Here is a 14,040-nt window from a genome sequence, read left to right on the forward strand (position 1 = left end):
TTGTGCTCGCTGCCCGGGCCTGCAGCCTGAGGCCTGACTATGAGTTGTGATTTCATCGCCCTGGCCCAGCCAGGCGTACAGAAGCTGTCCCCCTACGTGCCAGGCAAGCCGGTCGACGAGTTGGCCCGTGAGCTGAACATGGACCCGGCCAGCATCGTCAAACTGGCCAGCAACGAAAACCCCCTGGGCCCGAGCCCCAAGGCGCTGGCGGCGATCCGCGCCGAGCTGGACGAGCTGACCCGCTACCCCGACGGCAATGGCTTCGCCCTGAAGACCCTGCTGGCCGAGCGCTGCGGCGTGACCACTGCCCAGGTCACCCTGGGCAACGGCTCCAACGACATCCTCGAACTGGTCGCCCGCGCTTACCTGGCGCCTGGCCTGAACGCGGTGTTCAGTGCACACGCTTTTGCCGTCTATCCGATCGCCACCCAGGCCGTCGGCGCCCAGGCCAAGGTCGTGCCGGCCGTCAACTTCGGCCATGACCTGCCGGCCATGATGGCGGCCATCGATGCCGATACCCGCGTGGTGTTCATCGCCAACCCCAACAACCCGACCGGCACCTGGTTCGGCAAGCAGGCACTGGGCGATTTCCTCGCTGCCGTACCGGAAAACGTGCTGGTAGTGCTGGACGAGGCCTACATCGAATACGCCGATGGCGACGAGTTGCCGGACGGCCTGGATTACCTGGCCGATCACCCCAACCTGCTGGTATCGCGTACCTTCTCCAAGGCCTACGGCCTGGCCTCGCTGCGCGTCGGCTACGGCCTGAGCCGACCGGACGTGGCCGACGTGCTGAACCGCGTCCGCCAGCCGTTCAACGTCAACAGTTTCGCGCTGGCGGCGGCCTGCGCGGCGTTCGACGATACCGAGTACCTGGCGCGCAGCCGCGAGATCAACACCGCCGGCATGCTGCAGTTGCAGGAAGGTTGCCGTGAGCTGGGCCTGAGCTGGATTCCGTCGAAAGCCAACTTCCTGGCCATCGACTTTGGCCGTGACACCGCGGCGATCAACCAGGGCCTGCTGCGCGAAGGCGTGATCGTGCGTCCGGTCGCTGGCTACGGCATGCCCAACCACCTGCGCGTGTCCATTGGCCTGCCGGCCGAGAACGCCCGCTTCCTGGAAGCGCTGCGCAAGGTGTTGAACGCGTGATCGAACGCCATGCACCTGTGAAACCGCTGGTCGAGCGCCTGGTCGTCGTCGGCCTGGGGCTGATCGGCGGTTCCTTCGCCAAGGGCCTGCGCGGCCGCGGCGTGTGCCGTGAAGTGGTGGGCGTCGATCTGGATGCGCAGTCGCGGCGCCTGGCCGTCGAGCTTGGCGTCGTTGACCGCTGCGAAGAGGCACTGGCAGCCGCCTGTCAGGGCGCCGACGTGATCATGCTGGCCGTCCCTATCCTGGCCATGGAGCGCGTACTCGGCGAATTGGCCAAGCTGGATCTGGGCGATGCCATCCTGACCGATGCCGGCAGTGCCAAGGGCAATGTGGTGCGCGCTGCCGATGCGGTGTTCGGCGGCGTGCCGGCACGGTTCGTGCCGGGTCACCCGATCGCCGGCTCCGAGCAGAGCGGGGTAGAGGCGGCCAATGGCGAGCTGTTCAAGCGCCACAAGGTGATCCTCACGCCGCTGGCGCAGACCGACGCCCTGGCCTTGCAGCGCGTCGACCAGTTGTGGCGCGAGCTGGGTGCCGATGTCGAGCACATGCAGGTCGAGCACCACGACCAGGTCCTCGCTGCCACCAGCCACTTGCCCCATCTGCTGGCCTTCGGCCTGGTCGACTCGCTGGCCAAGCGCAACGAAAACCTGGAGATTTTCCGCTACGCCGCCGGCGGCTTCCGCGATTTCACGAGAATCGCCGGCAGCGACCCGGTCATGTGGCACGACATCTTTCTCGCCAACCGCGAGGCCGTGCTGCGCACCTTGGATGTATTTCGCGACGACCTCGACGCCTTGCGCGACGCGGTCGACGCAGGGGACGGGCATCATCTGCTGGGCGTGTTCACCCGCGCCCGCGTGGCCCGCGAACATTTCAGCAAAATACTGGCCCGCCGGGCCTATGTGGACGCTATGCACTCGAACGATTTGATTTTCCTGGCAAATCCTGGCGGCAAGGTCGCCGGCCGCATCCGCGTACCGGGCGACAAGTCCATCTCGCACCGCTCGATCATGCTCGGCTCGCTGGCCGAGGGCACTACTGAGGTCGAAGGTTTCCTGGAGGGCGAAGATGCCCTGGCGACCCTGCAGGCCTTTCGCGACATGGGCGTGGTCATCGAAGGCCCGCACCATGGCCGCGTGACCATCCATGGCGTCGGCCTGCATGGCTTGAAGCCGCCACCCGGCCCGATCTACGTCGGCAACTCCGGAACCTCGATGCGCCTGCTCTCCGGCCTGCTGGCTGGCCAGCCGTTCGACGTGACCATGACGGGCGACGCCTCGCTGTCCAAGCGTCCGATGAACCGTGTGGCCAACCCGCTGCGGGAAATGGGCGCCGTGGTCGAGACCGGTCCGGACGGCCGTCCGCCGCTGACCATCCGCGGCGGCAGCAAGCTCAAGGCGCTGACCTACACCCTGCCGATGGCCAGCGCCCAGGTGAAATCCTGCCTGCTGTTGGCCGGGCTGTACGCCGAAGGCGTGACCACCGTGACCGAGCCGGCGCCGACCCGCGACCATACCGAGCGCATGCTGCGCGGTTTCGGTTACGCGGTTCAGTCCAACGGGCCGGTTGCCTCCCTGCAGGCCGGCGGCAAGCTGACCGCCACGCGCATCGAAGTGCCGGCGGACATTTCCTCGGCGGCCTTCTTCCTGGTCGCGGCGTCCATCGCCGAAGGTTCCGACCTGCTGCTCGAGCACGTCGGCATCAACCCGACCCGTATCGGTGTGATCGAGATCCTGCGCCTGATGGGCGGCGACATCACCCTGGAAAATCAGCGTGAAGTCGGCGGTGAGCCGGTGGCCGACCTGCGCGTGCGTGGTGCCAAGCTTAAAGGCATCGAGATCCCCGAAGAGCTGGTACCGCTGGCCATCGACGAATTCCCGGTGCTGTTCGTCGCCGCGGTCTGCGCCGAAGGGCGTACCGTGCTGCGCGGCGCCGAAGAACTGCGGGTCAAGGAATCCGACCGCATTCAGGTCATGGCTGACGGCCTCACCAGCCTGGGCGTGAAAGTCGAGCCGACTGCTGATGGCATCATCATCGACGGCGGTCAAAGCATCGGCGGCGGTGAAGTGTACAGCCACGGTGATCACCGCATCGCCATGGCCTTCAGCGTCGCCTCGCTGCGCGCCACCGCGCCGATCCGCATCCACGACTGCGCCAACGTCGCCACCTCGTTCCCCAACTTCCTGGCCCTGGCCGAGCAGGTGGGTATTCGTGTCGCCGTGGAGGGCAAGCAATGAGCCTGAATGCACCGGTCATCACCATCGACGGGCCAAGCGGCTCGGGCAAGGGCACCGTTGCCGGCCTGTTGGCCAAGCAGCTGGGCTGGAACCTGCTGGACTCCGGTGCGCTGTACCGCCTGCTGGCGTTCTGCGCCGGCAACCACGGTGTCGATCTGGCCAACGAAGAGTCGCTGAAACTGCTGGCCGCCCATCTGGACGTGCAGTTCCTCACTGCCGGTGACGGCAAGCCGCAGCGCATCATCCTCGAAGGCGAGGAGGTGACCGATGCCATCCGCAACGAGCAGGTCGGCGCCGGGGCGTCCCAGGTCGCCGCACTGCCGGCGGTGCGCGAGGCCCTGCTGCAGCGCCAGCGTGCGTTCCGCGAGGCGCCAGGCCTGGTGGCCGATGGCCGCGACATGGGCACGGTGGTGTTTAGCGATGCGCCGCTCAAGGTTTTCCTGACCGCCAGCGCCGAGGAACGGGCCAATCGACGCTACCTGCAGTTGAAGGCCAAGGGCGATGATGTTAATCTCGCGAGTCTTCTCGATGAGATTCGGGCGCGCGACGAGCGTGATACCCAGCGCGCAGTGGCTCCGCTCAAGCCGGCAGCCGATGCGATTCAGCTGGATTCCACCGAGTTGTCCATCGAGCAGGTGCTGGAGAGAATCCTGAGCGAAGTCGCCAATCGCGACCTCGCCGGTTGAAAAGAGCCAGTTTCGGCTCGCAAGGGAGGCATACGGGAGACCAGTCCCAGTCCCGTAGGCCTCTTTTTACATGAATAAACCCGCATAGTCTGGAATGCGGAGCAGGGCGAATCCCCGCCCGACCCAACAGGAATCAACATGAGCGAAAGCTTTGCAGAACTTTTTGAAGAAAGCCTGAAGTCCCTCGACATGCAGCCGGGTGCCATCATCACCGGCATCGTGGTCGACATCGACGGCGACTGGGTTACCGTTCACGCTGGCCTGAAGTCCGAGGGCGTCATCCCTCTGGAGCAGTTCTTCAACGAACAAGGCGAGCTGACCATCAAGGTCGGTGACGAAGTACACGTAGCGCTGGACGCGGTCGAAGACGGCTTCGGTGAAACCAAGCTGTCCCGCGAAAAAGCCAAGCGCGCCGAGTGCTGGATCGTTCTGGAAGCAGCTTTCGCCGCTGAGGAAGTGGTCAAGGGCGTTATCAACGGTAAGGTTAAAGGCGGCTTCACTGTCGACGTTAACGGCATCCGTGCGTTCCTGCCAGGTTCCTTGGTCGATGTCCGTCCGGTGCGTGATACCACTCACCTGGAAGGCAAAGAGCTGGAATTCAAGGTCATCAAGCTCGACCAGAAGCGCAACAACGTTGTCGTTTCCCGTCGCAGCGTCCTGGAAGCCGAAAACAGTGCCGAGCGCGAAGCGCTGCTGGAATCGCTGCAGGAAGGCCAACAGGTCAAGGGTATCGTCAAGAACCTCACCGACTACGGCGCATTCGTGGATCTGGGTGGCGTCGACGGCCTGCTGCACATCACCGACATGGCCTGGAAGCGTATCAAGCACCCGTCCGAGATCGTCAACGTTGGCGACGAGATCGACGTCAAGGTTCTGAAGTACGATCGCGAGCGTAACCGTGTTTCCCTGGGCCTGAAGCAACTGGGCGAAGACCCATGGGTTGCCATCAAGGCTCGTTACCCGGAAAGCACCCGCGTCATGGCGCGCGTGACCAACCTGACCGACTACGGCTGCTTCGCAGAGCTGGAAGAAGGCGTGGAAGGCCTGGTACACGTTTCCGAAATGGACTGGACCAACAAGAACATCCACCCGTCGAAAGTCGTTCAGGTTGGCGACGAAGTGGAAGTCATGGTTCTGGACATCGACGAAGAGCGTCGTCGTATCTCCCTGGGTATCAAGCAGTGCAAGACCAACCCGTGGGAAGACTTCTCCGGTCAGTTCAACAAGGGTGACAAGATCTCCGGCACCATCAAGTCGATCACCGATTTCGGTATCTTCATTGGTCTGGACGGCGGCATCGACGGCCTGGTTCACCTGTCCGACATCTCCTGGAACGAAGTCGGCGAAGAAGCCGTACGTCGCTTCAAGAAGGGCGACGAGCTGGAAACCGTCATCCTGTCGGTCGACCCGGAGCGTGAGCGCATCTCCCTGGGCATCAAGCAACTGGAAGAAGATCCGTTCTCCGACTACGTTGCTGTCAACGACAAAGGCACCATCGTTCGCGGTACCGTGAAGGAAGTTGACGCCAAGGGCGCCATCATCACTCTGGCCGACGGCATCGAAGCCACTCTGAAAGCCTCCGAAATCAGCCGTGACCGCGTTGAAGACGCGCGCAACGTTCTGAAAGAAGGCGAAGAAGTAGAGGCCAAGATCATCAGCGTCGATCGCAAGAGCCGCGTGATCAGCCTGTCCGTCAAGTCGAAAGACGTCGAAGACGAAAAAGAAGCCATCAAGGAAATGCGCAAGCAGGAAGTTGAAACTTCCGGTCCGACCACCATCGGTGATCTGATTCGTGCGCAAATGGAAAACCAGAACTAAGTTCGGGTGATCCACAAAAAGGGCGACTTCGGTCGCCCTTTTTCATGCCCGCAGGAAATACCTCAAGCCCTCGATCCGTCCGCAGAACCGGCCGTGCAGAATCTGGATAGCGATCTGCAGTAAACGGCTATTGCCCCTTCGTACCCGCTCTTAATCTGGCTGTGCCTGATACGCCCCATCTGGCGTTACCTGATACGCCATTTGGCGTTGCCTGATACAAGAACAATGGAGGGTACGACCCCATGACCGGCACACTCGATCGCCTTGCCCGGCAGCTCACCGATTCCGTTCAGGAGGATCCAGCCAAGGGCATCTTCCGCTGCCGCCGCGACGTTTTCACCGATCCGGATCTGTTCGAGCTGGAGATGAAGCACATCTTCGAGAGCGGCTGGGTTTACCTCGCCCACGAGAGTCAGATTCCCGAGATCAACGATTACTTCACCACCCATATCGGCCGCCAGCCCGTGGTCATCACCCGTGACAAGGCGGGTGAGCTGCATGGCCTGATCAACGCCTGTGCGCACCGCGGCGCGGTGCTGTGCCGTCGCAAGCAGGGCAACAAGGGCTCGTTTACCTGCCCATTCCACGGCTGGACCTTCAGCAACGCCGGCAAGCTGCTCAAGGTGAAGGACGCCAAGACCGGTGGCTATCCCGAGAGCTTCGATTGCGACGGCTCCCATGACCTCAAGCGCATGGCGCGCTTCCAGGGCTATCGCGGTTTTCTGTTCGGCAGCCTGAGCGAGGCGGTACCGGCGCTGGAAGACTACCTGGGCGAGACCCGGGTGATCATCGACCAGATCGTCGATCAGGCGCCGCAAGGCATCGAAGTGCTGCGCGGCAACTCCTCGTACTTCTACGACGGCAACTGGAAGCTACAGATCGAGAATGGCGCCGACGGCTATCACGTCAGCTCGGTGCACTGGAACTACTCGGCGACCATGCAGCGTCGCAACTACGAAGCCGAGGGCACCCGTACCGTGGATGCCAATGGCTGGTCGAAGAGCGTCGGTGGTTTCTATGCCTACGACTACGGCCACATCCTGCTGTGGACGCGGCTGATCAACCCCGAAGTGCGCCCGGTGTTCGAGCACCGTGACGAACTGGCGGCGCAGTTCGGCGATACCCGTGCCGACATCATCGTCGGCCAGACCCGCAACCTGTGCCTGTACCCCAACGTGTACCTGATGGATCAGTTCTCCACGCAGATTCGCGTGGTGCGGCCGATTTCCGTCGACAAGACCGAAGTGACCATCTACTGCTTCGCACCCAAGGGTGAGAGCGACGAGGCCCGCGCGTTGCGCATCCGCCAGTACGAGGACTTCTTCAACGTCACCGGCATGGGCACGCCGGACGACCTGGAAGAGTTTCGCGCCTGTCAGACCGGGTATGCCGGCCAGGCCGCGCAGTGGAACGACCTCAGCCGGGGCGCCAGTCACTGGATCGAAGGGCCGGACGATAACGCCAGGGCCATGGGCATGCAGCCCCTGCTCAGCGGCGTGAAGTCCGAGGACGAGGGTCTTTTCGTGCGCCAGCACGCCTACTGGGCGCAGGCCATGGGCAAGGCCATCAACAGCGAGCGGGCGAAGTTGATCGCCACTGATGGGGAGCACGCCGCATGAGCGCCAATCGACAGCTGATCCTCGATTTCATCTACCGCGAAGCGCGCCTGCTCGACGATCGCCAGTGGGACGAATGGCTGGAGTGCTATTCGAGCAAGGCGGTGTTCTGGATGCCGGCCTGGGACGATGACGACGGGTTGACCGAGGACCCGCAGCGGGAAATCTCGCTGATCTATTACCCCAACCGCGAAGGGCTGGAGGATCGGGTATTCCGTATCAAGACCGAGCGCTCCAGCGCCAGCACCCCGGAGCCGCGCACCGCGCATTTCATCGCCAACCTGGAGGTGCTCGAGGAGAGCGCCGGGCAGGTTCAGGTGCGCTTCAACTGGCAGACCCTGAGCCATCGCTACAAGAGCACCGACGTCTACTTCGGCACCTCGTTCTACCACCTGGACATGCGCGGCGATCAGCCACTGATCACCGCCAAGAAGGTGGTGCTCAAGAACGACTACGTGCACCAGGTGCTCGACATCTATCACATCTGAATCCGCGCGCGGCCGCCCCTCGCAGGGCGTGGCGGCCGGGCCGAGGTATCGCCATGACGTACACCATCGCCCTGAATTTCGAAGACGGGGTCACCCGCTTCATCGACTGCAAGGTCAACGAAAAGGTGCTGGATGCCGCCTACCGCAACCGCATCAACCTGCCCATGGACTGTTCCGACGGCGTGTGCGGCACCTGCAAGTGCCGCTGCGAAGACGGCGATTACGATCAGGGCGAGGACTACATCGAGGATGCCCTCAATGAAGATGAAGCCGCCCAGGGCCTGGTGCTGACCTGCCAGATGGTGCCGGCTTCGGACTGCGTGATCGCCGTACCGGTGCCGTCCACCGCCTGCAAGACCGGAACGAACAGCTTCGAAGGCGAACTGGTGTCGATCACCCCTCACGCCGATGCGGCGCTGGAAGTGGCATTCGACATCGCCGGTGGCGCCGCCGCGCCGAGTTTCCTGCCGGGGCAGTACGTGAACATCGCCGTGCCCGGTGCTGGCCAGACGCGCGCCTACTCGTTCAGCAGCAAGCCGGGTGAATCGCGCTTCAGCTTTCTGATCAAGCGTGTACCGGGCGGGCTGATGAGCGCCTACCTGGATCAGGCGCAGCCGGGTGAGCGTCTGCAGTTCACCGGGCCGCTGGGCACTTTCTACCTGCGCGATGTGCGCCGGCCGCTGCTGTTGCTGGCCGGTGGCACAGGCCTGGCACCGTTCCTGTCGATGCTCGAAGTACTCGCCGAGCGCGGCTGCGAGCAACCGATTAGTCTGGTCTACGGGGTGACCCGCGATCTCGACCTGGTCTTGGTCGAGCGCCTCCAGCAACTGGCCGAGCGCCTGCCGACCCTGGTGTTCATCACCTGCGTGGCCGAGACGCAGTCCCAGCATCCGCGCAAGGGCTACGTCACTCAGCACATGAGCGCGGCGATGCTCAACGACGGTGACGTCGACGTCTACCTGTGCGGGCCGCCGCCGATGGTCGATGCGGTACGCCAGCACTTCAGCGAGCAGGGCGTCACGCCGGCCAGTTTCCATTACGAGAAATTCACCCCGACCCAGGTGGTCAGCACCGATCGACAAGCCCTGTCGGCCTGAGGAGAGTGCCATGCACAAGCGATTCGATAATAAGGTGGCGCTGGTCACTGGCGCAGCGCAGGGCATCGGTCGGCGGGTCGTCGAGCGCTTGGCGAGCGAGGGCGCACGCGTCGTGGCGGTGGACCGGGCCGAGCTGGTTCATGAGCTCGAGGGCGCGCTGGGGCAGGGGGCCGAGCTGCTGACCCTGACCGCTGATCTCGAGCGCTACGACGACTGCCTGCAGGTGATGAGGCAGGCCGTGGAGCGCTTCGGCCGCCTGGACATCCTGATCAACAACGTGGGCGGCACCATCTGGGCAAAACCGTTCGAGCACTACCGCGAGGCGGAAATCGAGGCCGAGGTACGCCGCTCGCTGTTTCCGACCCTGTGGTGCTGCCACGCCGCCTTGCCGGTGATGCTGGAGCAGGGCAGCGGCGCCATCGTCAACGTGTCGTCCATCGCCACCCGCAGCGTCAATCGCGTGCCTTACGGCGCGGCCAAGGGCGGCGTCAATACGCTCACCGCCTGCCTGGCCTTCGAGAACGCCGGGCGTGGCATTCGCGTCAATGCCACAGCCCCTGGCGGCACCGAAGCACCGCCGCGGCGCATTCCGCGTAACGCCGCCGAGCAGAGCGAGCAGGAAAAGACCTGGTACCAGCAGATCGTCGACCAGACCCTCGACAGCAGCCTGATGAAGCGCTACGGCACGCTCGACGAGCAGGTCGGGGCGATTCTGTTCCTGGCCTCCGACGAGGCTTCGTACATCACTGGCGTGACCTTGCCGGTGGGGGGCGGTGATCTGGGCTAGCACCTTACGCAACACGAGTAGACCAGGCGGCAACGCCTGCCACGGCTTCACAACAACAATAAGAGACCCATGCCATGCGTAACCTCGACGTCAACGACGTGATCGACAATGCCCGTTTCAACGCCTTCCACTGGCTGGTGATGTGCCTGTGCGCCTTGCTGCTGATCTTCGACGGCTACGACCTGTTCATTTATGGCGTGGTTTTGCCGGCGATCATGCAGGAATGGGGGCTCACGCCCCTGCAGGCCGGCGCCCTGGGCAGCTACGCGCTGTTCGGCATGATGTTCGGCGCGCTGCTGTTCGGCAGCCTGGCCGACAGGATCGGTCGCAAGAAGGGCATCGCCATCTGCTTTGCGCTGTTCAGCGTGGCGACCATCGTCAATGGCTTTGCCACGAGCCCGACCGAATTCGGCATTTGCCGCTTCATCGCCGGCCTGGGCTGCGGTGGGCTGATGCCCAACGCGGTGGCGCTGATGAACGAGTATGCGCCCAAGAAACTGCGCAGCACCCTGGTGGCGGTGATGTTCAGCGGCTATTCGCTGGGCGGCATGCTGTCGGCCGGGGTGGGCATCTTCATGCTGCCGCGCTTCGGCTGGGAATCGATGTTCTTCGCCGCCGCGCTGCCGCTGTTGCTGCTGCCGGTGATCTTCCATTACCTGCCCGAATCCATCGGTTTTCTGGTGCGCCGCGGCGAGCATGAGAAGGCCCGCGCGCTGCTCCAGCGACTCGATCCAGGTCAGTCGCTGGGTGCGGACGTGCAGTTGGTGATCAACGAGCGCAAGGGCAGCGGCGTGTCCGTGCTGGAGCTGTTTCGCAATGGCCTGGCGGTGCGCACCCTGTCGATCTGGGTAGCGTTCTTCTGCTGCCTGCTGATGGTCTATGCGCTGAGCTCCTGGCTACCCAAGCTGATGGCCAATGCCGGCTACAGCCTGGGTTCGAGTCTGTCGTTCCTGCTGGCCCTCAACTTCGGGGGCATGGCCGGCGCGATTCTCGGTGGCTGGCTGGGTGACCGTTTCAATCTGACCAAGGTCAAGGTCGGCTTCTTCGTCGCCGCGGCGGTGTCGATCAGCCTGCTCGGGTTCAAGAGCCCGACGCTGGTGCTGTATCTGCTGATCTTCATCGCCGGGGCGACCACCATCGGCACGCAGATCCTGCTGTACGCCGGCACCGCCCAGCTGTATGGCCTGTCGATCCGTTCCACGGGGCTTGGCTGGGCCTCGGGTATCGGCCGCAACGGCGCCATCGTCGGCCCGCTGCTCGGCGGTGCGCTGATGGGGATCGAGTTGCCGCTGCAGCTCAATTTCATGGCCTTCGCCATCCCCGGCGCCATTGCGGCCCTGGCCATGCTGGTGTTTGCCCTGAACAGCGCCCGGTCCGAACGGCTCAGCCTGCAACCCAGCAAGGCCTGATCGCTACCTACCATCCGCACCCTGATCTCTCTCCGTTCACCTTTCGGTGAATGGGGAGAGGCTACGGCCGCCCGCTTGACGGAGCGAAGCAATGACGCTGTTCAAGGACATGTCGCTGTCGGCGACCGTCGCCGGCTTTATCGCCACGGTGATTTCCTATGCCGGGCCGCTGGTGATCATCTTCCAGGCGGCGCGCACGGCCGGTCTGCCGGCCGAAGTGCTGTCGTCGTGGATCTGGGCGATCAGCATCGGCAGTGGTGTGCTGGGCATCGTACTCAGCCTGCGCTACCGGGCGCCGGTGGTGATCGCCTGGTCGGCGCCGGGGTCGGCGCTGTTGGTCAGCCTGTTGCCGCAAGTGAGCCTCGGCGAGGCAGTGGGCGCGTATCTGGTGGCTAACCTGATCGTGCTGGTGGTTGGCCTCAGTGGCGCCTTCGACAAACTGGTCGCACGGCTGCCGCTGTCGGTGTGTGCGGCGATGCTGGCAGGCATTCTGTTCAGCTTCGGCAGCGCGCTGTTTACCTCGCTGCAGGAACAGCCGCTGCTGGTGCTGGCGATGTTCGTCACCTACCTGATGTGCAAGCGCCTGTCCCCGCGCTACGCGGTGCTGGCGGTGTTGCTGGTCGGCGTTGGGCTGGTTATCGGCCGCGGCGAGCTGAGCGCTGACGCCTGGGTAATCGGCCTGGCCACGCCGGTGTGGATCACCCCGCAGTTCTCCCTGACGGCGATGCTCAACATCGGCGTACCGCTGGCGGTGGTCGCGCTGACCGGGCAGTTCATACCCGGCATGGCTTTGCTGCGCAGTAGCGGTTACGGCCAGGTGCCGGCACGACCGCTATTGGCGGGCTGCGGCCTGGGCAGCTTGCTGTTGGCGCCCTTTGCCTGCCATGGCCTGGCGCTGGGAGCGATTACCGCGGCGATCTGTACTGGCCGTGAGGCCCATGAACGGCCTGAGCGGCGCTACGTGGCCGGTGTGGTTGGCGGTATTTTCTACCTGCTGTTCGGCTTGTTCGGGGCAACTCTGGTCAGCTTGTTCACTGCCTTTCCCCAGGCGCTGGTAGCGGCGTTGGCAGGGCTCGCACTGTTCGGCGTCATAGCGGCTTCGCTGGCCGGTGCCATGGCCGTGCCGCAAGAGCGTGAAGCCGCGCTGGTGGCCTTTCTGGTCACCGCCTCGGGCATGTCTTTTCTGGGCCTGTCGGCGGCGTTCTGGGGGCTGATCTTCGGGCTGTTCGCCCATTGGCTGCTGACTCATAGAACCGCGCTCGCCACCGAGCAGGCCGTGCGTTCCAGATCCGACCAAGCGACTCGTTGAACCCCGATTTTCCTGATCCGGCTGTCCGCGCTGTTTGGCGTGGGGCGCCGCTGTACCCATGCAATAACAACAAGAGCAGAGCAATCATGAGTAAACATCAGACTTCCTTGTGCGTATTTTCCCTAAGCGTGCTGAGCCTGCCGGCTGCCGTACAAGCCGCGGGCGAGGGCTTCATCGACGGCGCCAGCGCGACCCTGCAGGCGCGCAATTACTACTTCAGCCGGGACTTCTCCGACATCGTCGGTGCCAACCGGCAATCCAAGGCCGAGGAGTGGGCCCAGGGCTTTATCCTCGACTTCAAATCCGGCTACACGCCGGGCGTGGTCGGCTTTGGCCTGGACGCCCAAGGGCTGCTCGGCATCAAGCTCGACAGCAGCCGCGACCGGGTCAGCACCGGGTTGTTGCCGGTGCGCGACAACGGCGAGGCTGCCGACGAATACAGCCGTCTCGGCGTGGCGCTGAAGACTCTTTATTCGCGGACCGAACTGCGCGTCGGTGAGCTGCAGCCCAACCTGCCGGTGCTGACCTTCAGCGATATCCGCCTGCTGCCACCGAGCTACCAGGGCGCTTCGCTGGTGTCCCGGGAGATCGACGGCCTGACCTTGCAGGGCGGCCACCTGCGTTCCACCAGCCTGCGCAACGAAGCCGGCGACGATAAGCTACAGGCCATGCTCGGCCATGTGCCGCAGCGCCAGGTCAGCAGTGGTGCGTTCAACTATGTGGGCGCCGACTATGCCTTCAACGACAAACGCACCACTGCCAGCCTGTGGTACGCGCAGCTCGAGGACATCTACAACCAGCGTTTCGTCGGCCTCAAGCACAGCGAGCCACTGGGCGCCTGGACCCTGGGCGCCAATCTCGGCTACTTCGACAGCCAGGAAGATGGCGACAAGCTGCTTGGCGATATCGACAACCAGGCCTTCTACTCGCTGATTTCGGCCAAGCAAGGCGGCCATACCTTCTATGTCGGTTACCAGGCGATGTTTGGCGACAACCCGTTCCCACGGGTGTTCGCCAACGTCACGCCGCTGGGCAACGAGGTGCCGACCTACGAGTTCGCCTACACCGATGAGCGCTCCTGGCAGGCCCGTTACGACTACGACTTCGCCGTCCTCGGCTTGCCCGGTCTGACCACCACCGTGCGCTATATCCGTGGCAATAATGTCGATACCGGCCTGGGCTTCGAGGGCAAGGATCGCGAGCGCGATCTGGATATCGGTTATGTGGTGCAGAGCGGGGCGCTCAAGGGGCTGGGCGTGCGCGTGCGTAATGTCGAGGCTCGCTCCAACTACCGCAGCGATATCGATGAGAACCGGGTGATCCTTTCGTATACCTGGACGTTGCTGTGAGTCGCTGGCGCGATTTTTTCGTGCGCATGGCGCGCTCCCACAGGGATCGTGGATGACCGTTGTTAATCCTGCCTATCGGTAATGGCTAATGCTTC

At 63.8% G+C, this 14,040-nt stretch carries 11 protein-coding genes; all 11 read left to right on the plus strand.

Annotated features, from left to right (window positions below):
* The first annotated feature begins 39 nt into the window (after positions 1-39).
* The 11 genes from hisC (at position 40) to PVA39_RS11975 (ending at position 13,945) form a co-directional block, all read left to right on the plus strand.
* Positions 40-1,149, plus strand: coding sequence for a histidinol-phosphate transaminase (hisC, locus tag PVA39_RS11925; RefSeq protein ID WP_274124218.1), 1,110 nt, complete (start codon positions 40-42; stop codon positions 1,147-1,149).
* A complete protein-coding gene (locus PVA39_RS11930; RefSeq protein WP_274124219.1) occupies positions 1,146-3,386 on the plus strand; it encodes a bifunctional prephenate dehydrogenase/3-phosphoshikimate 1-carboxyvinyltransferase in 2,241 nt (746 codons plus the stop codon). Before hisC ends, PVA39_RS11930 begins: the two co-directional genes overlap by 4 nt.
* Positions 3,383-4,072: a (d)CMP kinase gene (gene cmk, locus PVA39_RS11935; RefSeq protein ID WP_274124220.1), complete on the plus strand. Its 690-nt coding sequence runs from the start codon at positions 3,383-3,385 to the stop codon at positions 4,070-4,072. The genes PVA39_RS11930 and cmk overlap by 4 nt, the downstream gene beginning before the upstream one ends.
* Before the next feature lie 138 nt (positions 4,073-4,210).
* Complete coding sequence (gene rpsA, locus PVA39_RS11940; protein WP_013791124.1) at positions 4,211-5,890, plus strand: 30S ribosomal protein S1; 1,680 nt, start codon at positions 4,211-4,213, stop codon at positions 5,888-5,890.
* Positions 5,891-6,132: 242 nt separating this feature from the next.
* Positions 6,133-7,509 (plus strand): Rieske 2Fe-2S domain-containing protein, encoded by a 1,377-nt coding sequence (locus PVA39_RS11945; RefSeq protein ID WP_274124221.1) that lies wholly within the window; start codon positions 6,133-6,135, stop codon positions 7,507-7,509.
* Positions 7,506-7,994: a benzoate 1,2-dioxygenase small subunit gene (gene benB / locus PVA39_RS11950; protein WP_274124222.1), complete on the plus strand. Its 489-nt coding sequence runs from the start codon at positions 7,506-7,508 to the stop codon at positions 7,992-7,994. Before PVA39_RS11945 ends, benB begins: the two co-directional genes overlap by 4 nt.
* A 53-nt stretch (positions 7,995-8,047) precedes the next feature.
* Positions 8,048-9,091 (plus strand): benzoate 1,2-dioxygenase electron transfer component BenC, encoded by a 1,044-nt coding sequence (benC, locus tag PVA39_RS11955; protein WP_274124223.1) that lies wholly within the window; start codon positions 8,048-8,050, stop codon positions 9,089-9,091.
* Between the two features lie 10 nt (positions 9,092-9,101).
* Positions 9,102-9,878 carry a 1,6-dihydroxycyclohexa-2,4-diene-1-carboxylate dehydrogenase gene (locus tag PVA39_RS11960; RefSeq protein WP_274124224.1) on the plus strand — a complete coding sequence of 259 codons (777 nt, stop codon included), beginning with the start codon at positions 9,102-9,104 and terminating at the stop codon, positions 9,876-9,878.
* A gap of 74 nt (positions 9,879-9,952) precedes the next feature.
* Entirely contained in the window at positions 9,953-11,287 is a 1,335-nt protein-coding gene (locus tag PVA39_RS11965) for an MFS transporter (RefSeq protein ID WP_274124225.1), read from the plus strand.
* A gap of 91 nt (positions 11,288-11,378) precedes the next feature.
* Entirely contained in the window at positions 11,379-12,596 is a 1,218-nt protein-coding gene (locus PVA39_RS11970) for a benzoate/H(+) symporter BenE family transporter (RefSeq protein WP_274124226.1), read from the plus strand.
* A gap of 86 nt (positions 12,597-12,682) precedes the next feature.
* A complete protein-coding gene (locus tag PVA39_RS11975) occupies positions 12,683-13,945 on the plus strand; it encodes an OprD family porin (RefSeq protein WP_274124227.1) in 1,263 nt (420 codons plus the stop codon).
* Positions 13,946-14,040 lie beyond the last annotated feature (95 nt).

Source organism: Pseudomonas sp. CNPSo 3701 (assembly GCF_028674975.1).
Classification (GTDB): domain Bacteria; phylum Pseudomonadota; class Gammaproteobacteria; order Pseudomonadales; family Pseudomonadaceae; genus Aquipseudomonas; species Aquipseudomonas straminea.